Origin of the sequence: Kribbella kalugense, assembly GCF_004365875.1 — a bacterium.
Taxonomy (GTDB): domain Bacteria; phylum Actinomycetota; class Actinomycetes; order Propionibacteriales; family Kribbellaceae; genus Kribbella; species Kribbella kalugense.
This window is the reverse complement of the sequence record NZ_SODF01000002.1, coordinates 1,285,086-1,310,958: the sequence shown is the minus strand read 5'-3', so window position 1 is coordinate 1,310,958 and position 25,873 is coordinate 1,285,086. Positions and strand designations below refer to the sequence as shown.

The 25,873-nt window shown below is 68.6% G+C and carries 21 protein-coding genes; 16 read left to right on the top strand and 5 right to left on the bottom strand.

All coding sequences use genetic code 11. The features are described from left to right. Nucleotides 1–34: 34 nt before the first annotated feature. A complete protein-coding gene (locus EV650_RS24060) occupies nt 35–778 on the bottom strand; it encodes a GntR family transcriptional regulator (RefSeq protein ID WP_134121271.1) in 744 nt (247 codons plus the stop codon). Nucleotides 779–1,032: 254 nt separating this feature from the next. On the opposite strand from EV650_RS24060, the gene EV650_RS24055 reads away from it, so the two are divergent. From EV650_RS24055 to EV650_RS24020, 8 genes are all read left to right on the top strand, one after another. Then, nucleotides 1,033–1,821, top strand: coding sequence for a TIGR03084 family metal-binding protein (locus EV650_RS24055; RefSeq protein ID WP_134121270.1), 789 nt, complete (start codon nt 1,033–1,035; stop codon nt 1,819–1,821). Then, nucleotides 1,818–3,527: an acyclic terpene utilization AtuA family protein gene (locus tag EV650_RS24050; RefSeq protein WP_134121269.1), complete on the top strand. Its 1,710-nt coding sequence runs from the start codon at nt 1,818–1,820 to the stop codon at nt 3,525–3,527. The genes EV650_RS24055 and EV650_RS24050 overlap by 4 nt, the downstream gene beginning before the upstream one ends. Further along, entirely contained in the window at nt 3,524–4,645 is a 1,122-nt protein-coding gene (locus EV650_RS24045; protein WP_134121268.1) for an acyl-CoA dehydrogenase family protein, read from the top strand. Before EV650_RS24050 ends, EV650_RS24045 begins: the two co-directional genes overlap by 4 nt. Next, entirely contained in the window at nt 4,642–6,195 is a 1,554-nt protein-coding gene (locus EV650_RS24040) for an acyl-CoA carboxylase subunit beta (protein ID WP_134121267.1), read from the top strand. The genes EV650_RS24045 and EV650_RS24040 overlap by 4 nt, the downstream gene beginning before the upstream one ends. Nucleotides 6,196–6,322: 127 nt before the next feature. Next, nucleotides 6,323–8,317, top strand: a complete 1,995-nt coding sequence (locus EV650_RS24035) for an acetyl/propionyl/methylcrotonyl-CoA carboxylase subunit alpha (RefSeq protein ID WP_134121266.1) — start codon at nt 6,323–6,325, stop codon at nt 8,315–8,317. Continuing rightward, nucleotides 8,314–9,471, top strand: coding sequence for an acyl-CoA dehydrogenase family protein (locus EV650_RS24030; RefSeq protein WP_134121265.1), 1,158 nt, complete (start codon nt 8,314–8,316; stop codon nt 9,469–9,471). The genes EV650_RS24035 and EV650_RS24030 overlap by 4 nt, the downstream gene beginning before the upstream one ends. 12 nt (nt 9,472–9,483) lie before the next feature. After that, entirely contained in the window at nt 9,484–11,040 is a 1,557-nt protein-coding gene (locus tag EV650_RS24025; protein ID WP_134121264.1) for an AMP-binding protein, read from the top strand. Next, the gene (locus EV650_RS24020) at nt 11,033–11,644 is read left to right on the top strand and encodes a TetR/AcrR family transcriptional regulator (RefSeq protein WP_202874871.1); all 612 of its coding nucleotides are present in this window, start codon (nt 11,033–11,035) and stop codon (nt 11,642–11,644) included. Before EV650_RS24025 ends, EV650_RS24020 begins: the two co-directional genes overlap by 8 nt. Here EV650_RS24020 and EV650_RS24015 read toward each other — a convergent pair. Next, nucleotides 11,617–12,399, bottom strand: a complete 783-nt coding sequence (locus tag EV650_RS24015) for an AraC family transcriptional regulator (RefSeq protein ID WP_134121263.1) — start codon at nt 12,397–12,399, stop codon at nt 11,617–11,619. The genes EV650_RS24020 and EV650_RS24015 overlap by 28 nt on opposite strands. Nucleotides 12,400–12,453: 54 nt before the next feature. On the opposite strand from EV650_RS24015, the gene EV650_RS24010 reads away from it, so the two are divergent. Then, entirely contained in the window at nt 12,454–13,578 is a 1,125-nt protein-coding gene (locus EV650_RS24010) for an MFS transporter (RefSeq protein ID WP_238174417.1), read from the top strand. Here EV650_RS24010 and EV650_RS24005 read toward each other — a convergent pair. Continuing rightward, on the bottom strand, nt 13,575–15,806 hold the full coding sequence (locus EV650_RS24005; protein ID WP_238174578.1) for an NACHT domain-containing protein: 2,232 nt from the start codon (nt 15,804–15,806) through the stop codon (nt 13,575–13,577). The genes EV650_RS24010 and EV650_RS24005 overlap by 4 nt on opposite strands. Nucleotides 15,807–15,925: 119 nt before the next feature. On the opposite strand from EV650_RS24005, the gene EV650_RS24000 reads away from it, so the two are divergent. Together EV650_RS24000 and EV650_RS23995 are read left to right on the top strand one after the other, a co-directional pair. Next, the gene (locus EV650_RS24000) at nt 15,926–17,380 is read left to right on the top strand and encodes an MDR family MFS transporter (protein WP_134121262.1); all 1,455 of its coding nucleotides are present in this window, start codon (nt 15,926–15,928) and stop codon (nt 17,378–17,380) included. 34 nt (nt 17,381–17,414) lie between these two features. Beyond that, nucleotides 17,415–18,422 carry a GNAT family N-acetyltransferase gene (locus EV650_RS23995; RefSeq protein WP_134121261.1) on the top strand — a complete coding sequence of 336 codons (1,008 nt, stop codon included), beginning with the start codon at nt 17,415–17,417 and terminating at the stop codon, nt 18,420–18,422. A 663-nt stretch (nt 18,423–19,085) separates the two neighbouring features. On the opposite strand, the gene EV650_RS23990 is transcribed toward EV650_RS23995, so the two are convergent. After that, complete coding sequence (locus tag EV650_RS23990; protein WP_134121260.1) at nt 19,086–19,274, bottom strand: hypothetical protein; 189 nt, start codon at nt 19,272–19,274, stop codon at nt 19,086–19,088. 215 nt (nt 19,275–19,489) lie between these two features. Between EV650_RS23990 and EV650_RS23985 the strand changes: the two genes are divergently transcribed. Genes EV650_RS23985 through EV650_RS23965 form a run of 5 tightly spaced genes read left to right on the top strand, consistent with a single transcriptional unit; the run spans nt 19,490 to nt 25,155 of the window. After that, nucleotides 19,490–20,785 carry an NsdA family TPR-like regulatory protein gene (locus EV650_RS23985; protein WP_134121259.1) on the top strand — a complete coding sequence of 432 codons (1,296 nt, stop codon included), beginning with the start codon at nt 19,490–19,492 and terminating at the stop codon, nt 20,783–20,785. A gap of 9 nt (nt 20,786–20,794) precedes the next feature. Then, nucleotides 20,795–21,346, top strand: coding sequence for a GNAT family N-acetyltransferase (locus tag EV650_RS23980; protein ID WP_134121258.1), 552 nt, complete (start codon nt 20,795–20,797; stop codon nt 21,344–21,346). 33 nt (nt 21,347–21,379) lie between these two features. Beyond that, nucleotides 21,380–23,023: a PHP domain-containing protein gene (locus EV650_RS23975; RefSeq protein WP_134121257.1), complete on the top strand. Its 1,644-nt coding sequence runs from the start codon at nt 21,380–21,382 to the stop codon at nt 23,021–23,023. A gap of 33 nt (nt 23,024–23,056) precedes the next feature. Further along, nucleotides 23,057–23,932 (top strand): oxygenase MpaB family protein, encoded by an 876-nt coding sequence (locus EV650_RS23970; protein WP_134121256.1) that lies wholly within the window; start codon nt 23,057–23,059, stop codon nt 23,930–23,932. A gap of 20 nt (nt 23,933–23,952) precedes the next feature. After that, entirely contained in the window at nt 23,953–25,155 is a 1,203-nt protein-coding gene (locus tag EV650_RS23965) for an ROK family transcriptional regulator (protein ID WP_134121255.1), read from the top strand. A gap of 98 nt (nt 25,156–25,253) precedes the next feature. Here EV650_RS23965 and EV650_RS23960 read toward each other — a convergent pair whose 3' ends face one another. Then, nucleotides 25,254–25,850: a ParA family protein gene (locus EV650_RS23960; RefSeq protein WP_134121254.1), complete on the bottom strand. Its 597-nt coding sequence runs from the start codon at nt 25,848–25,850 to the stop codon at nt 25,254–25,256. Nucleotides 25,851–25,873 lie beyond the last annotated feature (23 nt).

The window sequence follows — 25,873 nt, the reverse complement described above, 5'->3', positions numbered from 1 at the left end:
ATCGCCTGCCCGCACACCCAATCACCGTGACGCGTCAGAGACCCTTGGCGTTCGCGCGGGGGCTGGGGGTGGTGGTGCGGAGCTCGGTGGTGAAGGCGTAGCGGTCGCCGCGGTAGACGGCCGACGTGTACTCGAAGACGCGGTCGCGACTGTCGAAGCTGATGCCGTGCAGGGCGAGACAGGGTTGCGTGGTCGCGATGTCCAGCCAGCCGGCCGTCTTCGCGTCGGGCATGACGGGTTCGAGTCGCGACGTACCGCTGACGACGTCGATGTCGTATCGGCTGGTGAGGAGGTCGTAGAGGGAACCGTTGAGGTCCTCGGCCTGCAGACCGGGTACGTACGCCGCCGGCAGTGTGGTGCGCTCGACGACCATCGGGTGGTTGTCGGCCAGCCGTAGCCGGGTGAACGCGATGATCGGATCGCCGACCGGGATCCGCAGCCGGCGCGCCGCGGCCCGCTCGGCCTTCTGGTGCCGGAACTCGAGCATGGTGCTGCCCGGCCGCATCCCTCGCCGGCGGATGTCCTCGGAGAACCCGATCATCCCGAGCCAACGCGCTACCTTCGGCCGGGTCGTATACGTACCGCTTCCATGCCGCCGGACCAGCAGCTCCTCGATCACCAGCTCGTCCACCGCCCGCCGCAGCGTCATCCGCGCCACGTTCCATCGGGCCGCCAACTCGCGCTCGGGTGGCAGCGCGGCGCCCTCCGGCAACGTGTCGATCAGACTGAGCAACAACGCCCGGATCTCGGCGGCCTTCCCCGGCAGCGAACCATGCATTGGTCTTGCGTAACACCGACCACACCCCCCAGAGAAGCCTTTCCACCACCGCCGAAACGAACCCGCCTAGACCACTCGTACCGCGCCGGGGCGGACCGCCACGCACGCAGAAGTCCCGGAAACGGCTGGTTTGCGGGGTCAAATGGGCAGTTCTGCCTGCGTGGCGGTCCGCCTTGGTGAAAACAAGCACGCTTGATTCTTTTTGTGGGGCGTGGGACGCTCGGCTGCACGATCCCCTGGTGAGGGAGTGCAGCGTGCAACTGGACGAAGTGCTGGCCGATCTGTGGGCCGAGAGTGCCGAGCTGGATCGGTTGGTCGGCGGGCTGGCCGCCGGGGAATGGTCCACGCCGACGCCGGCCGAGGGCTGGACGATCGCGCATCAGATCGCGCACCTGGCCTGGACGGACGAGGCGACTCAGCTGGCCGCGACCGACCCCGAGGGTTTCAAGGCCTCGCTGCGGACGGCGGCCGAGAGCCCCACGACGTACGTCGACGACGGTGCCGCCGAGACGGCCGCGCTGCCGCCGGAGGAACTACTGCCGTACTGGCGGGAGACCCGGACCGAGGTCGCCGAGGCGCTGAAGAAGGTGCCGGCCGGCGAGAAGGTGCTCTGGTACGGCCCGCCGATGAGCCCGACCTCGATGGCGACCGCGCGGTTGATGGAGACCTGGGCCCACGGGCAGGACGTCTTCGACGCACTCGGCGTACGGCGTCAGCCGAGCAACCGCCTCCGTCACGTCGCGCATCTCGCCGTCCGCACGCGCGACTTCGCGTATCTGCTCAACGACCGCACCCCGCCGGCCGATCCGTTCCGCGTCGAGCTGACCGGACCGGACGGGGACGCGTGGAGCTGGGGCCCCGAGGACGCGAGCGATCGGGTGGCCGGTCCAGCGCTCGACTTCTGCCTGCTGGCCACCCAGCGGCGACATCGCGATGACCTGGCGGTGTCGGCGGAGGGTGCCGCAGCGGAGGCGTGGCTGGGGATCATCCAGGCCTTCGCCGGGTTGCCGGGGAAGGGTCGCCGAGCGGGGCAGTTCGGATGACCGAGCCGATCCGGATCGGGAACGCCTCCGGGTTCTACGGCGACCGGTTCAGTGCCGTGCACGAGATGCTCACCGGTGGTCCGCTCGACGTACTGACCGGCGACTACTTGGCCGAGCTGACGATGCTCATCCTCGGTCGCGACCGACTGAAGGATCCGTCGCTCGGTTACGCGCGGACGTTCCTCAGGCAGCTCGAGTCTGGCCTGGGTGAGGCGCTCGACCGCGGCGTGAAGATCGTCAGCAACGCGGGCGGTCTGAACCCGTCCGGTCTTGCGCAAGCGATCACCGACCTGGCCGACAAGCTCGGCCTCCACCCCAAGGTCGCGTACGTCGAAGGCGACGATCTACTGGCTCGCGCTGAGGAGCTCGACCTCGGCACACCGCTGACCGCCAATGCCTATCTCGGCGCCTGGGGCATCGCCGAGGCGCTGCAGGCGGGCGCCGACGTGGTGGTGACCGGTCGCGTCACCGACGCGTCGGTGATCGTCGGTCCCGCCGCCGCACATCACGGCTGGAAGCGGACGCAGTACGACGAACTTGCCGGTGCCGTGGTCGCGGGGCACGTGATCGAATGCGGATGCCAGGCGACCGGCGGGAACTACGCGTTCTTCAGCGAGATCCGCGACTTCGGTCGACCCGGGTTCCCGATCGCGGAGATCCACGCGGACGGCAGCAGCGTGATCACCAAGCACGACAACACCGGCGGCGCGGTCACGATCGACACGGTCAAGGCCCAGCTTCTCTACGAGATCACCGGCGCTCGGTACGCCGGTCCGGACGTGACGACCCGCCTCGACACGATCGAGCTTTCCGCCGACGGCCCGGATCGGGTCCGGATCTCCGGGGTCCAGGGTGAGCCGCCGCCACCGACGTACAAGGTCTCGCTGAACAGCGTCGGCGGCTTCCGGAACGAGGTCGACTTCGTGCTCACTGGGCTGCAGCTGGAGCAGAAGGCCGAGCTGGTGCAGCGGCAGCTCGAGCAGGCGCTGCCGCAGCGACCGGCCGAGCTGAAGTGGACGCTGGCCTGGACCGAGAAGCCGAACGCCGAGTCGGAGCAGGAGGCAAGCGTCTTCCTGAAGTGCGCGGTCAAGGACCCGGACTCGAAGGTCGTCGGCCGCGCGTTCAGCAGCGCCGCCGTCGAACTGGCGCTGTCCAGCTACCCCGGCTTCCACATCACCGCGCCGCCCGGTGACAGTTCGCCGTACGGCGTCTTCCGCGCTGGGTACGTCGACATTCACGAGGTGGAGCATGTCGCCGTACTCCCGGACGGCACCCGCAAGGTGATCGAGCCGTCCGCCGAGACCCAACCGCTGGCGCCTGTGGACGACATCGAGGAGCCGATGCCGTTGCTGCAGCTTTCGAGCGGACCGCCGCGGACGCGGGAGGTACCGCTCGGGCGGGTCGCCGGTGCGCGATCGGGTGACAAGGGCGGCGACGCGAACGTCGGCGTGTGGGTGCGCGACGAGAAGGCCTGGCGCTGGCTCGCGCACACCTTGACGGTCAACCTCTTCAAGCAGCTGCTGCCCGAGACCCAACCGCTGACGGTGACCCGCTACCTGCTTCCCAACCTGTGGGCGGTCAACTTCGTCGTCGAAGGGTTGCTCGGCGAGGGGGTCGCGGCGCAGGCGCGGTTCGATCCGCAGGCGAAGGCGGTCGGCGAGTGGCTGCGGTCCCGGTATGTCGACGTACCGGAGGTGCTGTTGTGAACGACTTCCGGGAGTCCGTCCGGCGATTTGTGACCGCTGAGGTGCTGCCGCATTTGGATCAGTGGGAGCGGGACGGGGAGTTGCCGCGTGAGCTGCACAAGAAGGCCGGCGCGATTGGTCTGCTCGGCGTCGGCTTTCCGGAGGCGGTCGGTGGAGGCGGAGGGTCGTTGCTCGATGCGCTCGCGGTGGTCGAGGAGCTCCACTACGCGGGCGGTTCGGGCGGGTTGGTCGCGTCGTTGCTGACGTGCGGGATCGCCGTACCGCACATCGTTGCTGCGGGCAACCAGGAGCAGATCGATCGGTGGGTCCGGCCAACGCTGGACGGCGAACTGATCGGCTCGCTGGCGATCACCGAGCCTGACGGTGGATCGGATGTGGCGTCGATTCGTACGGCGGCTCGGCGCGACGGTGACGTGTTCGTCGTCAACGGGGCGAAGACCTACATCACCTCGGGTTGCCGCGCGGACTTCGTGACGACCGCGGTCCGCACGGACGGGCCTGGGTCGCACGGGATCAGCCTGCTGGTGATCGAGCGCGGTACGCCGGGCTTCGAGGTGTCTCGCAAGCTCGAGAAGATGGGCTGGCTCTGCTCGGACACGGCCGAATTGTCGTTCACCGACGTACGCGTGCCGGTCGGGAACCTGGTCGGAGCGCAGGGTTCCGGGTTTGTGCAGCTCGCGGTGAACTTCGTGGCCGAGCGGCTGACACTCGCCGCCCAGGCGTACGCCGGCGCGCAGCGGGCGCTCGATCTCACCGTCGAGTGGTGCCGCAGCCGAGAGACGTTCGGGCGGCCGTTGATCTCACGGCAGACCGTGCAGCAGACACTGACCGAGATGGCACGGCGGATCGACGTGGCGCGGGTTTATGTGCGGGAGGTTGCCCGGCGAGCTGACGCCGGTGAGGACGTGATCGCCGAGACCTGCTTCGCCAAGAACACCGCGGTCGAGGCCGGGCAGTGGGTCTGCGACCAGGCGCTCCAGTTGCACGGCGGGCTCGGCTACATGCGAGAAGCCGAGGTGGAACGCCAGTACCGCGATCAGAAGATCCTCGCCATCGGCGGCGGCACCACCGAAATCCTGACCGGCCTGGCCGCGAAACGACTGGGGTTCATTGCATGAGTAACCGCGAGGCGATGCTGGAGAAACTCAGCGCGCTGGAGGTAGAGCACGCGAAGGCGTTGGCGGGTGGTGGGGAGAAGTACGTCGAGCGGCATCACAAGCGCGGGAAGTTGCTGGCGCGGGAGCGGATCGAGTTGCTGCTCGATCCCGACACACCGTTCCTTGAGTTGTCGCCGCTGGCCGGCTGGGGTTCTGACTTCACGGTGGGCGCGAGCCTGGTGACCGGGATCGGGGTGGTCGAAGGTGTCGAGTGTCTGATTACCGCGAACGACCCGACGGTCAAGGGTGGCGCGAGCAATCCGTGGACGCTGAAGAAGGCGTTGCGATCGGACGAGATCGCGCGGGCGAATCGGTTGCCGGTGATCAGTCTGGTCGAGTCCGGCGGCGCGGATCTGCCAACGCAGAAGGAGATCTTCATTCCCGGCGGCGCGATGTTCCGGAATCTGACCCGGCTATCGGCCGAAGGGATTCCGACGATCGCGTTGGTGTTCGGCAACTCGACCGCGGGCGGCGCGTACATCCCCGGCATGAGCGACTACGTGGTGATGGTCGACGGCGGCGCGAAGGTGTTCCTGGCCGGGCCGCCGCTGGTGAAGATGGCGACTGGTGAGGATGCCGACGACGAGTCGCTCGGCGGTGCGTCGATGCACGCGCGCAAGTCCGGCCTGGCGGACTACTTCGCTGTCGATGAGCAGGACGCGATCCGGCTCGGGCGGCAGATCGTGTCCCGGTTGAACTGGCGCAAGCAGGGTCCGGCGCCCAAACCGTCGTACGACGAACCTGTCCTCGACTCCGAGGACCTGCTGGACATCGTGCCGGGGGATCTGAAGATCCCGTTCGATCCGCGGGACGTGATCGCTCGGGTGGTGGACGGGTCGGTGTTCGACGAGTTCAAGCCGCTGTACGGGTCGTCGCTGGCGACCGGGTGGGCGTCGGTGCACGGGTATCCGGTGGGGATCCTGGCGAACGCGCGGGGCGTGCTGTTCAGCGAGGAGTCGCAGAAGGCATCGCAGTTTATCCAGCTGGCTAATCGCTCCGATACGCCGCTGATCTTCCTGCACAACACGACCGGCTACATGGTTGGGCAGGAGTACGAGCAGGGCGGGATCATCAAGCACGGCGCGCAGATGATCAACGCGGTCTCGAACTCGAAGGTCCCGCACATCTCCGTCCTGATGGGGGCGTCGTACGGCGCCGGGCACTACGGGATGTGTGGGCGGGCGTTCGATCCGCGGTTCCTGTTCGCGTGGCCGTCGGCGAAGTCGGCGGTGATGGGACCGCAGCAGCTCGCCGGGGTGCTGTCGATCGTCGCGCGGGCGGCCGCCGAGGCGAAGGGACAGCCGTACGACGAGCACGGTGATGGCCAGATGCGCGCGTACGTCGAGGGCCAGATCGAGGCCGAGTCACTGCCGATGTTCCTGTCCGGCCGGCTGTACGACGACGGCGTGATCGACCCGCGCGACACCAGAACGATCCTCGGCATCTGCCTGTCCGCGATCCATTCAGCCCCCGTCGAAGGCACCTCCACCTTCGGCGTCTTCAGGATGTGACGCGCATGGCTGTGCTTTTGGCCGGGCCTTCGGCGCCGGCAGGGTCATGGGGCTTTAACTCCCGGCCTTCCCTCGTCGCTCCGGTCGCTTCGCTCCCTCCGCTCCTCAGTCCAGGCCGGGAGGCCCCATGACCGTGTCTGATCGGGAGCCGCGCGTGATCACCTCCGTGCTCGTCGCCAACCGGGGTGAGATCGCGCGTCGGATCTTCCGGACTGCCCGGGCTCTCGGGCTGTCCACGGTCGCCGTCCACTCGACCGCCGACGCGCGGATGCCGTTCGTGGACGAGGCGGACGCGGCGGTGCATCTGCCAGGAAACACTCCGGGTGAGACGTACCTGTGTGGCGAGCTGATCGTCGAGGCGGCGTTGCGTGCCGGTGCGGACGCCGTACATCCCGGCTATGGGTTCTTGTCGGAGAACGCCGGGTTTGCGCAGGCCGTGATCGATGCGGGGCTGACCTGGATCGGGCCGCCGGTGGACGCGATCTCCTCGATGGGGTCGAAGATCGAGGCGAAGAAGTTGATGGCAGCGGCCGGGGTGCCGGTGCTTGCCGAGCTCACGCCGGCCGAGGTGTCCGCGGCTGAGCTGCCGGTGCTGGTGAAGGCGTCGGCCGGCGGTGGTGGGCGCGGGATGCGGGTGGTGTCGCGGCTCGAGGACCTGGCCGTGGAGATCGACGCGGCGTCGGCGGAGGCGTTGTCGGCATTCGGGGACGGGACCGTGTTCTGCGAGCGGTACCTCGCGACCGGACGGCACATCGAAGTACAGATCATGGCCGATCAGCACGGGACGATCTGGGCGGTCGGTGAGCGCGAGTGCTCGATCCAGCGCCGTCACCAGAAGGTCGTCGAGGAGGCACCGTCACCGCTGGTCGAGCGGATCCCGTCGATGCGCGCGGAGTTGTTCGACGCCGCGCGGAAGGCGGCAGCCGCGATCGGTTACGTGGGTGCGGGGACGGTCGAGTTCCTCGCGGACGAGGCGGGCAACTTCTACTTCCTGGAGATGAACACTCGCCTCCAAGTCGAACACCCTGTTACCGAGGAGACCACGGGGCTGGACCTCGTGGAGCTGCAGTTCGCGGTCGCGTCCGGGGCGCGGCTACCGGCGGATCCACCGGCAACAGTAGGCCACGCGATCGAGGTGCGGCTGTACGCCGAGGATCCGGCCAACGACTGGCAGCCCCGAACGGGTCGTCTCCACGCCTTCGGAGTCGGCGCCCGGCGGCTTTCCGGAGCAAAGTCGGCACGTGGCGACGAAAATGTTCCGGAGAGCCGGTCGACACCCCGGCTGCGGGTGGATTCGGGGGTCGAGGACGGCTCGGAGGTCTCGCCGTACTACGACGCGATGCTGGCGAAGGTGATCGCGTTCGGGCCTGACCGGACCGCGGTCGCACGGCGCCTCGCCGGGGAACTGGAGCGAGCGACGATCCACGGCGTCGGGACCAACCGGGACCTGGTGGTCTGGATTCTGCGGCATCCCGCGTTTCTCGTCGGCGACACCGATACCTCCTTCTTCGAGAAGCATGGCGTTGGGAAGCCTGTTGACGACGCGGTGGTGCGGACGTCGGCGTTGGCCGCCGCGCTGGCTGATGCGGCCGGCCGAGTCGGGCCTGTGCGAGTGCCGAGCGGCTGGCGGAATCTACCTTCACAACCGCAGTGCAAGAGCTACCGCACCGGCGATGCCGTACACGAGATCGCGTACCGCCTGACCCGCGACGGTCTGGTTGCCGACGGCAACATCCAACTCGTCGACAGCACACCGGACCGCGTGGTGCTCGAAGTTGACGGCGTACGGCGATCCTTCGAGGTTGCGGCGTACGACGGATTGGTTTGTGTGGACTCGTCCCTGGGAAGCGTGAGCCTCACTCCGGTTGAGCGGTTCACGGATCCGGCGCGGCAGGTGGCGGCCGGGTCGTTGGTGGCGCCAATGCCGGGGACGGTGATCCGGGTCGGTGTACAGGTCGGTGACACAGTGAAAGAAGGACAGCCCTTGCTGTGGCTGGAGGCGATGAAGATGGAGCACACGATCGCCGCTCCGGCCGACGGGGTCGTCGGTGAGCTGAACGTGCAGGCAGGACAACAGGTTGAGGTCGGCGCTGTACTGGCCGTGGTTGGGGAGAACGCATGAGTTTCGTCGAGTCTGAAGAGCGCAGCGAGCTGCGGAAGGTTGTCAGCGAGCTGGGCAAGAAGTACGGCTACGAGTGGTTCAACCGGCAGGCGCGATCCGGCGGGCACACGACCGAACTGTGGCTTGAGGCCGGCAAGCTCGGCTTCCTCGGCGTCAACCTGCCCGAGCAGTACGGCGGAGGTGGCGGCGGCATGGCCGACCTGTCGATCGTGCTGGAGGAGCTCGGCGCGGCCGGCTGCCCGCTGCTGATGATGGTGGTGTCCCCGTCGATCTGCGGCACCGTGATCTCCCGCTTCGGCACCGACGAGCAGAAGCAACACTGGCTGCCCGGCCTGGCCGACGGTACGACGGTGATGGCGTTCGCGATCACCGAGCCCGACGCCGGCTCCAACTCGCACCAGATCACCACGACCGCCCGCCGTACCGACGACGGCTGGTCGCTGACCGGGCGCAAGGTCTTCATCTCCGGACTCGATGTGGCGAAGGCTGTGCTGGTCGTCGGCCGGACCGAGGACGCCCGAACCGGCAATCTCAAGCCGGCCTTGTTCATCGTCCCGACCGACGCCCCCGGTGTGGAGTTCAAGCAGATCGAGATGGATCTGATCAGCCCGGACAAGCAGTTCGCGCTGTTCCTGGACGACGTACAACTCCCGCGGGAGGCCCTGGTCGGTGCCGAGGACGCAGCGCTGATGCAGCTGTTCGCCGGGCTGAATCCGGAGCGGATCATGGCGTCGGCGTTCGCGATCGGGATCGCCCGGCACGCGCTCGGCAAGGCGACCGCGTACGTCAAGGAGCGCCAGGTCTGGAAGACCCCGATCGGCGCGCATCAGGGTCTGGCCCATCCGCTCGCGCAGATCAAGATCGAGCTCGAGCTGGCCCGGCTGATGATGCAGAAGGCGGCGGCGCTGTACGACGCCGGCGACGACATGGGAGCCGGTGAGGCCGCGAACATGGCCAAGTTCGCCGCCGCGGAAGTCGCCGTACGGGCAACCGATCAGGCGGTCCAGTCGCTCGGCGGCAACGGCATGACGATGGAGTACGGCGTTGCCTCGCTGGTCGCGGCCGCGCGGGCGACCCGGATCGCGCCGGTCAGCCGGGAGATGATCCTCAATTTCGTAGCGCAGCACAGCCTTGGACTGCCCAAGTCGTACTAAAGGAGTGGGGCAATGATCATCACCAGTGAGTTCCCGCCCGTCGAGATCCTCGACGTACCGATCCATGAAGCAGTCCTCGGCAGAGCCCAGGAGTACGGCGACCGGCCCGCGATGGTCGACGGGGTCACCGGCAAGGAGATCAGCTACGCCCAGCTGGACCACATGACGCGGCGGGTCGCGGCCGGCCTGGCCGAGCTCGGGATCCGGCACGGTGACGTGATCGCGCTCTACAGCCCGAACACGATCCTGTACCCGGTGGTGTTCTACGGCGCCACCCGGGCCGGCGCGACCGTGACCACGGTGAACGCGCTCTACACCGCGGACGAGTTGCACAAGCAGTTGGTCGACTCGAGGGCGAAGTTGCTGGTGACAATTTCGCTCTTCCTGCCGGTCGCGACCGCTGCGATCGAGGGCACCGGCGTCGAGCAGATCTTCGTCTGCGACCAGGCCGAGGGGTACCGGTCGATCCAGGAGCTGCTCGCGTCCACCGGCCCGGAGCCGTCGGTGACGATCGATCCGGCCGAGGACGTGGCGGTGCTGCCGTACTCGAGCGGCACGACCGGCGCGGCGAAGGGCGTGATGCTGACGCACCGGAACATCGCCACCAACATCTCGCAGGCCGAGGCGATGATCACGGTCGCGGAGGACGAGCGGGTGATCGCGATCCTGCCGTTCTTCCACATCTACGGGCTGTCCGTGCTGATGAACCTGCCGCTGCGGCTCGGCGCGACCGTCGTCGTCCTGCCGAAGTTCGAGCTGCAGCAGTTCCTGACCACGCTGGATCAGCAGCGGATCACCCGGGCGTTCGTCGCGCCGCCGGTCGTGCTGGCGCTGGCCAAGCACCCGGCCGTGGACGGGGTCGATCTGTCCAAGCTGAAGTACGTGACCTCGGCCGCGGCGCCGTTGGACGGTGAGCTGGCCGAGGCGTGCGCGAAGCGGCTCGGGCTGCATGCCGTCCTGCAGGCCTATGGCATGACGGAGTTGTCGCCGGGGACGCACGCCGTACCGCAGGACGACCCGGAGCCGCCGCCGGGTGCCGTCGGCAAGCTGTTCCCGTCGACGGAGATGCGACTGGTCGGTGCTGATGGCAACGATACGGACGAGGGTGAGATCTGGATCCGCGGACCGCAGGTGATGAAGGGGTACCTGGGCCGACCGGCCGAGACCGACGCGACCATCGACCGCGACGGCTGGCTGCACACCGGCGACATCGGACGCGTCGACGCGCGCGGCTATCTGTACGTCGTTGATCGGGTGAAGGAGCTGATCAAGTACCACGGGTATCAGGTGCCGCCGGCCGAGCTGGAGGCGGTGCTGCTCACCGACGACCGGATCGCGGACGCGGCGGTGATCGGAGTCGATGCTGACGGTAACGAAGTACCGAAGGCGTTCGTGGTGCGGATGCCAGGTGTCGAGCTGACCGAGGCTGAGGTGATCGAGTACGTCGCCGCGCGGGTGGCGCCGTACAAGAAGGTCCGTCAGGTGGAGTTCATCGAGGCGGTGCCGAAGGCGGCGTCGGGGAAGATCCTGCGGCGGGAGCTCCGGGCCCGCGAGGCTGCGCGTGAGTGAGGTTCTGAAGGCGCCTCAGCAGGACCGTTCGCGGGCAACGCGGCAGCGGTTGCTCGCTGCGGCGGTCGAGTCGCTGGCTGAGGTCGGGTACGCCGCGACGACGGTGAGCGTGGTGGCGACGCGGGCCGGGGTGTCGCGGGGCGCTGCGCAGCATCACTTTCCGACCCGGGCGGATCTGTTTGCGGCGGCGGTCGAGTACATGACCGAGGTGCGGCTGGCGGAGATTCGCGCGCAGGCTGGTCGGCTGCCGAGCGGGCTGGGGCGGACCGAGGCGATCGTCGGGATGCTGGCGGATGTGTACACCGGGCCGTTGTTCCGGGCCGCACTGCATCTGTGGGTGGCGGCGTCGACCGAGGACGCGCTGCGGCAGCAGATCGTCCGGCTGGAGGCACATGTGGGGCGGCAGGCGCACCGGGCGTTGCTCGAGGTGCTTGAGGTCAGTGAGCGGACGCCTGGGGTGCGGGAGACCGTGCAGGGCGTGCTGGACATGGCGCGTGGTCTCGGACTGGCTGACCTGCTGACCGACGACAGCGCGCGCCGGCGGGGAATCGTGCGGCAGTGGAGCCGGATCCTGGATCAGGCTCTGCGCGAGCCGGGTGTGTGACCGAACGCGCGCCGGAAGGTGTCGATGAACGCACTGGCCGAGGCCCAACCGGTCTGATGCGCCACGCGCGTCACCGACTCTCCTTCGGCGAGAAGCCGGAGCGCCTCATGCAGCCGTAGCTGAGTCCGCCATTGCGGGAAGCTCATCCCCAGGTCCGTTTTACACAGTCGGCTAAGAGTCCGCTCACTGGCACCCACTTCGTTACCCAGTTGTGTAAGCGTCCTGCTGTCCGCGGGGTCGTCCTGCAGGAGCGTGCACATCGCCGCGAGCCGCGCGTCGCGAGGCGTGGGCAGATAGGTAGGCAGCTGCGGCGACCGCCGCAGCTGATCAAGCAGCACACCCCGCAGCCGCTCCCGCTCCGCGGCACCACTCTCGTCGCGTCGCTCTAGCGCCCCATGTCGACCGGTGGGCTCGGCTTGGTCCTTCTCACCAGACGTGTAGGTGAGGAGGAGCTCGCGGAGGAGTGGGCTGACAACCAGGGCTGACGGGGCGTCGAGACCGAGGGGGTTCTCGTCCAGGCGGACGGTGTGCAGCGTCGTTTCGCCGTACGCGCGGTGCTGGTGGACGGTGCCGGCTGGGACCCAGATGGCTCGGGTGGCGGGTGCCACCCAGCTGCCGGCGTCGGTGGTGACAGACAGGACGCCGCGGCCGGCGTACACGATCTGATGGCGGTCGTGCCAGTGCGCCTCGATGCCGCCGCCGGCCTCGATCGGTCGGTGGCCGGTGGTCGCGGGACGTTGGCGGGTTTCCGGCATAGGTTGGCATTTTATCGGAAGCCGGACAAGGCACCAGGCCGCGACGATCGATGAGTGCGGAGAATTCGACCGATCGGACTGATGGCCACCGGCCACGCCTGCGTGGACATCTACCAGGGCAGCGTGCCGGCGCTGGTCCCCTTCCTGGTCGCCGAGCGCGGCCTCGGGTACGTCGCGGTGTCGGGCATCACTTTGGCCGCGACACTGCTGTCCTCGGTCGTCCAGCCGGTCTTCGGCGTACTGACCGACCGGCGGCCGCTGACCTGGCTGATCCCGGTCGCGATGACCACCGCCGGGCTCGGCATCGCCCTGATCGGAGTCGGTCACACCTACCTGCTGAGCTGGCTCGCGGCCGCGTTGTCCGGCCTCGGCGTAGCGGCGTACCACCCGGAGGCCGCCCGGATGGCGCGCGTGGTGAGTGGCGGCAGCCATGTCGGGATGAGCTGGTTCTCGGTCGGCGGGAACGTCGGGTTTGCGCTGGCGCCGGTCCTGGTCACGCCGATCATCGCCGCCGGCGGACTGTCGCTGACGCCGGTGCTCGTCGTACCCGCGCTCTTCGGCGCCGCCATCACCTCGTGGGCGGTCCGATCACGGGCTACGGACACGGTTGCCCGCGGCCGAGCGGAAGGGACCGACGACTGGCCGTCGTTCCTGCGGTTGTCGGTGATCATGGTCTGCCGGTCGATCGTGTTCGTCGGCCTCGGCACCTTCATCGCGCTGTACGCCGGGCAGCGGGTCGGCGGCGGCACGACGACCGGCGGGACCGCGCTGTTCGTACTCTTCGCCTCGGGCGCGCTCGGCACGTTGCTCGGCGGCCGCCTCGCCACCCGCTACGGGCGCGTCCGCACGATGCGCACGTCGTACGCCGTCGCTGTGCCGGCGATCGCCTGTCTGGTCTTCGTACCCGGACCTGCGTTCTTCGGGTTCCTAGCCTTGACCGCGGTCGCGATGTCGATCCCGTTCTCGCTGCACGTGACCCTCGGCCAGGACTTCCTCCCGGGACGCGTCGGTACGGCGGGCGGCATGACTCTTGGCCTCGCAGTCAGCATCGGCGGCGTCGCCACTCCGGTGCTCGGCACCATCGCCGAGCACTCGTCCCTGCGCGTCGCTCTGAGCACGCTGATCGCCCTGACGTTGTGCAGCAGCCTGATCGGCTACGCACTGAAGGAGCCTGCCTAGCGACGAGCGGCGCGTTCGGCGATGCGGTGGTCGACCTTGGCTGCGAGCTGGTCGGGTGAGCAGTCCGCCAGATGGTCGCGGACCAGGAGGTGGATGAACGCGTACTGACCACGTCCGGTGCGCGCGAGGACGTAGCGGTCGGCGGCGTACTGCAGGAAGGCGCTGCGGTGCCACGGCAGGTACCCGGTCCAGCGCAACAGCGAGTCATGCAACAGCCGGGACAGCGGTCCGGCGAGAACAGGTGGCCGCCTACGCCAGGGCTTCGCAGCGACGGCGCCGACCAGGATGCCTGCGACCGCCGACAGCTGTGGCGTGGACAGGTCCGCGCCGAGCACGAGCGCGACCAGGAACGCCACGACCGCACCGCCGACGACCCACGGGTCCATTCGCCAGCCCTTGTCGGCGGTGGCGGCGAGGTGGTCGGTGGGCAGCGCCTTGACCATCCGGATGCCCTGGGCGACGAGTAGCGCGATCGCAACCCCGGAAGCGAAGCCAGTGGCGTCGCCGAGGATCAGCGTGATCCAGCTGGTCGCCACAACCACGACTAGCCGCACACCGAGCAGCAACCGGCGCCGGTTGGCGTGGAACACGATCAGCTCGACGCAGTACGCCCCGGCGATCAGCGCGGCCTCAATGCCGAGAGTCAGCTTGGCCGTGAGCAGTTCGACGATTCCCAGCGCAGCAACGGTCACCAGGACGGTGATCGCCGTACCCGTGACGAACAGGACGGCTAGTACTGGCAAGCGGTCCGGTGCGCTGCCTGGGAGCTTCTGCCACGGGTGCGGGATCAGGTGGACAAGCAGCAGGGTGGCTGCGGCCACAGCCAGTCCGACAAGTGCGCCGTACTGCGCGATCATCACCAGCGTCGCGCCCGCACTCAGCGCAGCGAACAGAGCCGGCAGACAGACCGCGTGCGTCAGATAGTCCACCTCAGGAAGCGATAACCCGAACCAGCCATTGGGTGTCATCCACCGCGGTACGGCGGTCCGGTCGCCCGCCCGGCTGCGAGTCCACCACGCCAAGCACCACAGACGGCGTACTGCGGTCTTGGAGTCGTACTGTCGTCCGGCCTTGCGGTTCCGGGCGAGCACCTCGCAGATATAGGTGTCGAAGAGCTCCCTGCGTAGGTCGGCGACCCCACCGGCGATCACGTCCTCGGGCTCTCGGCCCTGGTACGCAAGGATCATCACGTTGAGCATCAGCGGCGAGTTGACCAGGTCCCAGAGCTCGTCGTCCTGCTCGATCGCTGCCCGGGCACCGTCCAGGGCTGGTCCGACAGCGGCGAAGTAGTCGAGGACCTGTTGTCTGGTGAGCGGTCTGATGTGCACGGCGCCGTAAAGGCTGAGCTGGTGCGGGAGGCGCTCGTAGTCGTGCGTTCGGCAGGTGACTGCGATCTGGCCGATCAGGTAGTTCCGGCTGAGCTCTCCTAAGACCGGTGCGAGCTTGGAGCGGTCCGGTTCGGCGATCTCGTCGAGACCGTCGAGCAGGAGGGCCAGGCGGCCGGTGCGGAGCCAGGTGCGTCCGACCGGGGCCGGGATGCCGTAGCGGTCGTTCAGCTCGTACAGCAGCCAACGGACGAAGCCGGCGAGCAGAGCGCTGTCGGCTGGGTCGTCGTCGCTTTGGCGAGTCGGCTGTGCACCCCAGCCGGCCAGATCGACCAGGACCGGGATCGGCTTGGTCTCGTCGGCATGTGCTTGCTCAGAGAGGTTGCGGGCGAGCTCCAGGAGCAGAGTGGTCTTGCCCGCGCCGGGTGCGCCGAGGATGAGCATGGAGTCCTGGAGCTCGTCGAAGACGGTTGCGATGTCCGCCTCGTCCGGGACCCGTCTGGGCGCGCTGTCGAGCGGCTGGACGAGCAGGTCGTACGGGCGGACCACCGCGTCCGGGTGCTCGTCGAGAGCCAGTGCGATGCGGGTCCGCGAGGCGAGTGAGCCGGCCCGCCGGTCGGAAATGTAGCGGTCGATGCGAGCCAGGGCGTTCGGGCGGTTGCGCGGCTGGTCGGCGCTGCGACTCGAGACGACGGGCAGCCGGCGATTGCGGACCTCGAGCAGTGCAGTGACGATCGCCACCACCCAGAGGACCCCGATCAGCGGCCAGGCCCAACCGACGTACGGCTCGAGGAAGGCCGGGGCGGTGCCGCCGGTCCCAACGTTGATCGCGATCGGCAGCAGCACCAGGGTGAGCGAGACGGTCACCACGAGCACGACGGCTCGCACCAGCCCATCGCGCATCCTCACCCACCGGAGCGTAACGGTCCGTGAGCCCACCGTCCTCGGCACGCGCGTCGCCGTCCAGTAGGCGATCACGGCGTGGGGGAATTGTTGCCGGTTCACATACATTGACAACCGATATGACTACTGAGCGGATCGACCGGGCGAGTGTGGGGCTTCGGTCGGAGCGGGGGCCGATCCTGCTGGCGGTGATGCTGAGTGTCGGGCTGGTCGCGATCGACGCGACGATCCTGGCCACCGCCGTACCGTCCGTGGTCGACGACCTCGGTGGCTTCACGCAGTTCCCCTGGCTGTTCTCGATCTACCTGCTGGCGCAGGCGGTGTCGGTGCCGATCTACGGCAAGCTCGCCGACCAGCGTGGGCGGAAGCCGATGATGCTGCTCGGCGTCGGGCTGTTCATCCTCGGGTCGGTGCTCTGCGGGTTCGCCTGGAGCATGCCGGCGTTGATCGCGTTCCGGCTGGTCCAGGGACTCGGCGCGGGTGCGATCCAGCCGATCGGGATGACGATCGTCGGCGACATCTACACGGTCGCCGAGCGGGCCAAGGTGCAGGGCTACATCGCCAGCGTCTGGGGCATCGCGTCGTTCGTCGGCCCGACGCTCGGTGGCGTGTTCTCGGACTACATCTCCTGGCGGTGGATCTTCTTCGTGAACATCCCGCTCGGGATGGCGGCCGCCTGGGTGCTGGTACGCCGGTTCCAGGAGAAGGTCGCGGTCAAGACCAGCCACCAGATCGACTACGCCGGCGCGATCCTGCTCGCGGTCGGCGGTTCGCTGCTGCTGCTCGGACTGCTCGAGGGCGGCGTGATGTGGGGCTGGTCCTCGACGACGAGCGTCGTGATCCTGGCCGCCGCGGTGGTGCTGCTGGTCACGTTCGTGCTGGTCGAACGTCGGGCCGCGGAGCCGATCCTGCCGTTGTGGGTGCTCAGTCAGCGGGTGCTGAACTCGGCCAACTCGGCGGCGTTGCTGATCGGGTTGCTGATGATCGGCCTGTCGACGTACGTGCCGTTGTTCGCCCAGAGCGTCCTCGGTACATCGGCGTTGGTCGCCGGATTCGCGTTGGCGGCGATGACGCTGGGCTGGCCGATCGCGGCATCGCTTGCCGGGCGCATCTACCTGCGCGTCGGCTTCCGTACGACGATGTTGATGGGCTCGATCATCGTCGTACTCGGGTCCGGGCTGTTGCTCACGGTCGGGGCCGGTAGCTCGGTCCTGCACCTGGCCACGGCGTGCTTCGTGATCGGGATCGGGCTCGGCTTCTCCGCGTCGCCGTCGGTTGTCGCGGCACAGTCCTCGGTGGACTGGCAGACGCGCGGCGTGGTGACGGGCGCGAACATGTTCTCCCGCTCGGTCGGCAGTGCGGTCGGGGTCGCGGTCTTCGGTGCGGTCGCGAACGGTGTGGTGGCGGCCCGGCTCGGCGGCGACCACGAGGACCTGGAGAAGCTGCCGAAGGACATCCTCGCCCCCGCGATCCACGATGTTTACTACGGCGCTGCGATCGCCGCCGTACTCCTCGTAGCCGCCGTAGTTTTCATGCCGAATCGCATCGTCGAACGCCCACTGTCAAACGCCTGATCCCTCTTCGTCTGGAAGGGCATACGTTGGTGGCATGCGTGCGGTCGACTGTGTGGGTGCACTGATCCGGGACGAGCAACATCGCGTCTATCTGCAGCGGCGTACGCCGGACCGTCGGTTGCTGCCGGGGATCTGGGACATCGTCGGCGGGCACCTGGAGCCGGGCGAAACGCCGGAGCAGGCGCTGGCGCGGGAGGTCGAGGAGGAGACGGGCTGGAAGGTCCGCGACATCCTCTGGACCGTCGCGGACTGGGAGTGGGAGTGGCAGGGCCGGGTACGACGTGAGATCGACTACCTCATCACCGTCGACGGAGACCTCAGTCGGCCCCGCCTCGAAGCCGGGAAGCACGACGCCAACGCCTGGGCCGGACCGGACGACCTGGACCTGTTGATGGTCAACCGGACCGACGGGGACCGGCGGCTGCGGGACCTGGTTGCACATACGGTCCGGACCAGGTTCACGGACCGCCTCCGCCTCGAGCCGATCACCGGACCTAACGGGGTCCTGACCGGACATGCGGCGGACCTGACGGACCTGTTCGCCGATCCGTGGGTGGCCCGCTGGTACGACGCCGCGTGGTCACCGGAGGAGGTGGCGGCTCGGGTCGCGGACAGTCAGGCGGGCTGGGAGCGGGACTCGGTCGGCAAGTGGATCGCGTACGAGCGGTCGAGCGGGGCCCTGGCCGGGCGAGGTGGGCTGTCGCGGATCCCCGCCGAGTCGCCGACTGCCGCAGCGATCGCCGAACTGGTCGGTCCGGAATGGGCGGCCGATCGGCTCGAACTCGGCTGGGCCTTGAAGGAATCGGCCCGCGGCCGAGGCCTGGCAACCGAGATCGGCCGCGCCGGCCTCGACTTCGCCTTCAACACGCTCGGCGCCCAGGCCGTTATCTCCTTCACCGAACGCGTCAACACAGCCTCCCAGGCAGTCATGAAGAGACTCGGGATGCGCTACGCCGGCGAGATCCGCGCGGAGGGCTGGACCGACGGCTCGCCCGAAGTCCAGCCCGACGCCCCGTTCGCCGCCTACGTCGCCACCCGCTGAGCCCTTGCGATCTGCATCTGGACAGGAGGTATCAGGCGGTCGGGTAGTGCACCTGAGCGTGATCGCGTCCGCGCGTACGGTGTCTCGCGGTGCACTACCTGTCGAGCCCGCCGACAATCCGCCCGACCGGCGCGGTAAGCCACCGCACCAGCCCGACCGGACATCGTGAACCTGTACTGGTGGCTGTGGACCCTCTGCGGTGGCTTTGAACAGGCAATTTCCTGTCTCCGGCGCCCACATCCTGGTCAAGGCCCCGACGCCGGGCCGGCCTGAGAACGGCTAAAGGCTCCGAGTGTGACCGCCCAGGCGCGGCGCTCACACTCGGAGCCGGCCACCTCAGGGGGAGGCCCCCGGTGAGGTGACGGGGGCCTCCGGTGTCCTACCGCCCAGGACACTCGTCCCTACCTGGCCCGAGGTGTCGGCCAGGAGGTGGTTGGAACGGCTGGGCGGCGGCGATACAGGGAACTCAACCGCCAAGCCCAGCCGGGTTCGGGAGGGCGGTGCGGTCCGGAGCTGAGGAGTGCTCCGGACCGCACCTCGGGTTTCGTCCGGTGCTGAGGAATGCTCCGGACTTTCCAGCACTGCCCCTGAGCGTGAGGAGACCCCAGGGCGCAGCGGACCGGGTCTGAGGAGGACCCGGACACCTCAGGTAAAACAGGTGTTTCAGTCAGTGGAGTCGAGCGGGCCGAGCAGGTCGTTGGTGACCTTGAGACCGGCGAAACGGCGCCGCATCGCCTGTTCGTAGCGAGCCGCCAGCGGCGCCTCTGCGACGTACTGCGCGATGACATGCTCGCCGAACCAGACCCGAACCCTGCGCCGGTGCTGCCGCGACGTCATTTCCGCGATGGTCACTGCACTCTCACCCCGTAACTCTGAGCCCTTGCAACCAGTTGGACTTACTGGTTGTCATGGCAGTAATGGTGCACGAGCCCACCGTGACCGCTCTAGGACCTGGACCGGACCTTTGCCGGACCTCTTCCGGTCCTCTGGCGGACATCTGGGGGACAGCACCTTGTCGTGGGGCACAAGTCGAGACAACGTCTGAACTGACGTGAACGGGAGGAACGATGGCGAGTAGGTATGCGCCAAAGACGGTCCTGGCGCACATGATCCAGCGCCGGAACCAGACCTACTCCGAGATCGTCGCCGAGTTCGTCGAGCTGGGTGGAACCATCACCGAGCGGCACCTGCGTCGGCTCGCATCGGGCGAGCGGGCGGGGACCACTCCTCAGACCCGGCGCACCCTGCAACGCATGTTCGGCAAACAGGTCGAGGAGCTCCTCGCACCGTACGTGCCCGAACAGGCCGCCCAGGTGGTGCCGGCACCTGCCGCGAGTGGACGGATCACGACAGGTAATGAGATGGAGGTTCTCGACATGGCTGCCAGCCGCGCGAGGGCATTTGCCCTCGCGGCCCAGTCCGGTCTCGGAAGCGAGGCCATGGAACAGGTGTACGACGACGTGCGCCACGCCGCGACCGCCTATCCGCAGCGCCCGCTGCCGGAGATCCTCGGCCAGTTGGTCGAGACGCAGGATCTGGTCTTTGCCCTGCTGGAGAGCCGGCAACGCCCGGAGAACCATCGCCAGCTGTACTTCCTGGCCGGTGTCACCGGCGGGCTGCTCGCCAAGGCTTCCCACGACCTCGGCAACCCGCACGCCGCGCTGACCCAGGCCCGGACCGCGTTCCTGTGCGCCGACAACGCCGACCATCACGGCCTACGCGCCTGGGTACGCGGCCTGCAGTCCCTGGTCTCGTACTGGGCCGGCAACCCGCACGACTCGGTCCGGTACGCCCAGCTCGGCGCCGGGTACGCCGAGCAGGCCAACAGCACCACCAGCGTCTGGCTCCCGGTCAGCGAGGCCCGTGCCTGGGCCGCGCTCGGCAACCCGGAGGCCACCCGGGCCGCGCTCGAGCGGGCCGAAGAGGCGTGGAACTCGGTGCGCAACGACGACCTCGACGACATGGGCGGCCTCTGCACGTTCGGCCGCAACCGCCAGCTGTACTACGCCGCCGACGCGCTCGCGTGGCTGCCCGGCGAAGTCGACCAGGCGCAGCGGTACTCGAGCCAGGCGGTCGACGCCTACACCGACCAGAACCACCCGGAATGGGCTTTCGGCGACGCCGCCGGCAGCCACGCCGCGATGGCGATCACCCGGATCGCCAGCGGTGAGCTGGACGGCGCGGCGGACGCACTCGCACCGGTGCTGACGCTGCCGACCGAGCGCCGGATCAACGGCGTGGTGCACTCGGCCCGCCGGGTCCACCAGGCGCTGCGGCAGTCCGGTCGCGCCGACGACGCCCGGGAGCTTCAGGAGGAGATCGAGACGTTCACCCGGACTCCTATGCAGACTTTCAACCGGTAGCCTTCGCGGATGGACCCGCTCAGCGGCGAACGGACCGTACTGCGCGAATTCAAGCCCACCGACCTCGACGACTACCTGGCGATCGCCGGTGACGACCGGGTCACCGACTGGATGGCCTTCGACAGCTACGACCGGGCCAAGGCCGAGCAGGTCCTGGCCGGGATCGTTGAGCGGTCCGCCCGCGAGGACCGCCCCGATTACATGGTCGCCGTCACCCGTCCGGACGACGACCACGTGATCGGGTTCGCCCGGATCGCGCCGAGCGGCCCCTGGGGCGCGAAGCTCGGCTATGCGATCGGCGCCGACCACTGGGGCCGCGGCTTCGCGACCGACGCCGCTCGGGTGCTGCTGCGGTTCGCGTTCACCACCCTCGAGCGGCACCGGGTGACCGCCGCGATCGGCCCCGAGAACGAGGCCTCGATCGCGGTGGTCAAGCGCCTCGGTTTCACCTACGAGGGCCACCTCCGCGACCACGTTTTCACCAACGGCGCCTGGCGGGACTCCCTGCTGTACTCACTGCTGGCAGACGAATATTCACCTGGGAGCCATTCGCAGCCTTGATCTGGTTTGTCAGGACCAGCAAGGTTGCGCGTCATGGCGACGCAACAACTCCCGGAGTGGGCCGATCCCCAGGTTCCGGACGAGGCACTGGACCCGCAGGGGGTGTCGCGGCGCACCCTGATCCGCGGCGCCGGCCTGCTCGGCGCGGGGTTCACCGTGGCGGCCGGGACGACGTCGGAGGCGGCAGCCAGTACGACGACCGATCCTGAGCTCGTGTACCTGGTCGGGGACCATCACGTCCACAGCCGGTACAGCCACGACGCGAAGTACGACTTCAGCCAGCTTGCTCAGCGGGGAGCGCAGTACGGGCTGGACTGGATGGCGTTCACCGAGCACAGCAACTTCGGGCATGCCGACAAGGGCGCCGCGGCTGAGAACGCGGAGGTCCTGAAGGCCCGTGCGGAGAACCCGCGGATGCTGATCTTCCAGGGCCTGGAGTGGTACATCCCGGCCGCCGAGCACGGCACTGTCCTCGTGGCGCCCGGACCGAACAACGTCTCGCTGTTGCAGCAGTTCGAGCGGGTGTACGACGGCAAGCTGACCAACCGGTCCGCCGACACCGCGGAGAACGAGCAGCACGCAGTCAAGGCCCTCCAGTGGCTGGCCGCGCAGAAGCAGTCCAGGTACGTCGACGACGTACTCGTGCTCGCCAACCACCCACTACGTCTCGGCATCGACGCACCGCACGAGCTGCGCGCATGGCGCGACACCGGTGTCTGCATCGGCATGGAAGGCGCACCCGGTGCCCAAGGCGACGCCGACCCGGCGTGGGTCGCGTACCGCGGGTCGACGCACGCGCAGCGCGGTGAGTACGTGAACGCACCAGGTGCCGGAAGCTACACCGGCTACCCAGCTGACGCCTACCGGACGTACGGCGGGTTCGATTGGGCGACTGCGACCGTCGGCGGGCTCTGGGACAGCATGCTGGCCGAGGGCCGACTGTTCTCGATCACGTCCAACAGCGACAACCACCGGACCATCTGGGACACCTGGACCGACGGGACCTTCCCACCGGGGCAGGACTTCGACAGTCTCGGCTGGAAGCCGTCGCCGACCGACTCCGGCGTACCGCAGCCTGGTAGTGACTACTGGCCCGGTCAGTTCAGTCGGACTCACGTTGGTGTGACTGGATACGGCTACCTCGAGGTGATGGCCGCTCTGCGGGCCGGACGGGTTTGGGTGGACCACGGTCAGCTTGTGGACGGTATCGACGTACGGCTCGCGCCAGTGGGTTCGCGGCAGCGCGGTGTGACGCTCGGCGGGCGGCTGCGCGTCCACCGGTCGCAGCGGCTCGAACTGCGGGTCACCGTGACCAGTGCGACCCGGCCGAACTACCACGGCCTCCTGCCTCAGTTGGCGCAGGTGGACGTGATCCGTGGGGTTGTCACCGGGCCGGTCGTGTCGAAGGACAGCTGGAAGGCACCGGACACCAGAGTGGTCGAGCAGGTCGACGTACGGCATCGCAAGGGCACGTACGAGCTGCGCATCCCACTTGGCCGCGCGGACCGGTCCCACTACGTCAGAGTGCGTGGCAGCGACGGCCGGCGGAACGGACGCGGGTACCTGGGCAGCCGGACCGACCCGGCGGGCCCGATCCAGCACCCGGACAACGACGGTGACCCGTGGCTCGACACCTGGCTCTACACCAACCCGATCTTCGTGGACGTGGTCCAGTGATCGAAGGCTTGGAGTGGCGGGGAGACTGGTCCTATGACTGCGTTGAACCCGCTGCGGGATGGTCTGGCGCGGATGATTCTGACGAAGGTCGCCGGGCCGGATCCGCACGCTGAGCGCGACCGGGTGCACAACACTCCCGGACCGCGCTGGTTCGCACCGGACCGCCCGATCCGCCGGGTGCACGGTGACGCCTCGATGTTCGCGGGCGGACTGCGGGCGCTGTTGCTGCAGTCCCTGCACCCGCTGGCGATGGCCGCCGTGGCGGCGCACTCCGGCTACCGCGGCGACCCGTGGGGCCGGCTGCGCCGGACCAGCTACTTCCTCGCCATCACGACGTACGGCGCGATCCCGGCCGCCGAGGAGGCGATCGAGCACGTCCGGTCGGTGCACGAGCGGGTCCGCGGGACCAGCCCGGACGGGGTGAAGTACCGGGCGTCCGATCCGCACCTGCTCAAGTGGGTGCATGTGGCCGAGGTGGACAGCTTCCTCGCCGCCCACCAGCGGTACGGGCTGCATCCGCTCAACGCGGAGGAGCAGGACCTGTACGTCGAGGACGCGGCCCTCGTGGCCCGCAAGCTCGGCGTGATCGACCCGCCGACCACCGTCGCCGAGCTCCGTCAGGTGCTGACGGAGTACCAGCCAGAACTCCGCGGTACAACGGCGGCTCGGCAAGCGGCCCGGTTCATGCTGGTGCACCCACCCGTCCCGTGGACAGTCCGGCCCGCGTACGGCGTACTCACGGCCGCTGCGGTCGGACTGCTCCCGTGGTGGACCAGACTGCCGCTCCGACTGCCCTACGTCCCACTTGCCGAGCACACCGTCGTCCGAGCAGCCGGTGACGGCCTCACCAGAACCATTCGCTGGGCACTCGCGTCGCCAACACTGGCAGAAACCGGCGCGGAGGCATGACACGCCGGTAAGTTGTTCTCGTGCCGCTGCGTCCTCATCGTCCGCTTCCCCTGGCCACGCCGGCGGGTGTCGAGGTGCTGACCAAAATCCTGACTCAGGGCCCGATCCCGCGGGTGGAGATCGCTCGCCGTACCGGGCTGTCCCAGGCGGCCGTGACGAAGGCGGTCGCGCCGCTGATCGAGACCGGGTTCGTCACCGACCAGGCGGCCGCGCCGATCGACGCGAACAGTCAGCTCGGCATCGGGCGGCCGGTCAGCCCGCTGACCGTCGTACCAAGCAGCGTCTCGGTGATCGGGGTCAAGATCACGCCGACGAGCCTGATCGGGGTCACCACTGACTTCACCGCGGGCATCCTGAACATCCGGCACGAGGAGCTCGACACCACCGATCCGGAGGCAGTGATCGACCGGCTCGCCGATCACGTGAAGGCGCTGATCGGTTCGCTGAAGGCCGGCACGGCGGTGGCCGGTCCGCTCGCTGGGATCGGGATCGCGGTGTCGGGTGATGTCGACGCGGCGCACGGTGTGGTGCGGGATTCACCGCTGATGGGTTGGCATGGCGTTCCGGTCGCGGAGCTGCTGGGCGAGCGGGTCCGGGTGCCGATCGTGGTGTCGAACGACGTACGCGCGCTGACCGTGGCCGAGCACTGGTTCGGCGTCGGGGTGAACGCGGACTCGTTCGCAGTCGTGACCATCGGCTCCGGCATCGGGTGCGGGCTCTACATCAACGGCGAGGTCGTCTCCGGCGCGTACGGCGTCTCGGGCGAGCTCGGCCATCTCCCGCTGGCGCCGGGCGACCTGGTCTGTACCTGCGGACGGAGGGGTTGCGTCGAGACCGTTGCGTCGTCGGACGCGATCCTGGCCCGGACCCGGGAGACGACCGGGCGGGCGGACCTGGACCTGGCCGGCGCGATCAAGCTCGCGCATGAGGGCAACCAGCAGGCCCGTGAGGCGTTCGACCGGGCCGGCGAGGTGATCGGCGCAGCGCTGGCCGCAATGGTGAACCTGGTCGGTCCCGAGCTGGTGATGATCGCGGGCGAGGGCGTCGCGGAGTACGACCTCTACGAGGAGCGGATGCGGCGGACGTTCGCCGAGCACGCGTTCGGCGCGGCCGGCGACTGCCGCCTGATGCTCCGCTCGCACACCTTCGACGACTGGGCCCGAGGCGCAGCAGCCACGGTGATCCGCTCGTACGTCCGCGGCGAACCACCCCTCCAACGCTGACCGTTTGAGGGGTCAACCCCTGAGTTGGTCGGTTGCGCACCCAGATTCTCGGGGGGCAACCGTCCACCTCAGGGGTTGACCCCTGAGACGTCCGTCCGTCAGCTGCGGGCGGCGGCGAGGATTTTGCGCCAGACCTTCTTGTAGGACTCGAGGCCGTCGGCGGCCAGCGGGCCGGTCGGGCCGGCGGTGATGGAGACGCGTTCGGGGATGGTGCCCCAGACCGGGATGCCCTCCTGCGCGTACAGCTGCATCGCCTCTTGGTACGAGCGGGTGTAGGTGCGCGCCGAGCAGATCACCAGGCCGGCCGGCACATCGTCCGGGACCAGCTCCATCACGGCCTTGACCCGTGGCGTCTCGACGCCGCCGACGCGGGTCGGGATGATCACGATCCGGGCCCGTTCGAGCGCCTTGTTCAGCAGCCGCTCGTGCGACGGCGGCATGTCGACGATGCCGATGCCTTCCGGCGGCACCTTGTCCAGCGCCTTGTTCAGCAGTCGTTCGGTCGGCGCCTCCGCGATCTCGATCCGATTCAGTTGTTCGTCGTCCGACTCCGCGATCCAGTCAGCGGCGCTGCCCTGCGGATCGGCGTCGATCAGAGTGGATGTACGACGGTTGGAGGATGCCAGCGCGGCCAAGTACACCGACGTGGTTGTCTTCCCGACCCCGCCCTTCAGTGCAGCTGTCACGATGATCATGAATCCGAACTTACCCGGTTTTG

Bases quoted from the DNA above. Each gene is read 5' to 3' on its own strand.
- EV650_RS24060 (WP_134121271.1), bottom strand. From the start codon at position 778: ATGCATGGTTCGCTGCCGGGGAAGGCCGCCGAGATCCGGGCGTTGTTG.
- EV650_RS24050 (WP_134121269.1), top strand. From the start codon at position 1,818: ATGACCGAGCCGATCCGGATCGGGAACGCCTCCGGGTTCTACGGCGAC.
- EV650_RS24040 (WP_134121267.1), top strand. From the start codon at position 4,642: ATGAGTAACCGCGAGGCGATGCTGGAGAAACTCAGCGCGCTGGAGGTA.
- EV650_RS24035 (WP_134121266.1), top strand. From the start codon at position 6,323: ATGACCGTGTCTGATCGGGAGCCGCGCGTGATCACCTCCGTGCTCGTC.
- EV650_RS24030 (WP_134121265.1), top strand. From the start codon at position 8,314: ATGAGTTTCGTCGAGTCTGAAGAGCGCAGCGAGCTGCGGAAGGTTGTC.
- EV650_RS24025 (WP_134121264.1), top strand. From the start codon at position 9,484: ATGATCATCACCAGTGAGTTCCCGCCCGTCGAGATCCTCGACGTACCG.
- EV650_RS24015 (WP_134121263.1), bottom strand. From the start codon at position 12,399: ATGCCGGAAACCCGCCAACGTCCCGCGACCACCGGCCACCGACCGATC.
- EV650_RS24005 (WP_238174578.1), bottom strand. From the start codon at position 15,806: ATGCGCGATGGGCTGGTGCGAGCCGTCGTGCTCGTGGTGACCGTCTCG.
- EV650_RS24000 (WP_134121262.1), top strand. From the start codon at position 15,926: ATGACTACTGAGCGGATCGACCGGGCGAGTGTGGGGCTTCGGTCGGAG.
- EV650_RS23995 (WP_134121261.1), top strand. From the start codon at position 17,415: ATGCGTGCGGTCGACTGTGTGGGTGCACTGATCCGGGACGAGCAACAT.
- EV650_RS23985 (WP_134121259.1), top strand. From the start codon at position 19,490: ATGGCGAGTAGGTATGCGCCAAAGACGGTCCTGGCGCACATGATCCAG.
- EV650_RS23980 (WP_134121258.1), top strand. From the start codon at position 20,795: ATGGACCCGCTCAGCGGCGAACGGACCGTACTGCGCGAATTCAAGCCC.
- EV650_RS23975 (WP_134121257.1), top strand. From the start codon at position 21,380: ATGGCGACGCAACAACTCCCGGAGTGGGCCGATCCCCAGGTTCCGGAC.
- EV650_RS23970 (WP_134121256.1), top strand. From the start codon at position 23,057: ATGACTGCGTTGAACCCGCTGCGGGATGGTCTGGCGCGGATGATTCTG.
- EV650_RS23960 (WP_134121254.1), bottom strand. From the start codon at position 25,850: ATGATCATCGTGACAGCTGCACTGAAGGGCGGGGTCGGGAAGACAACC.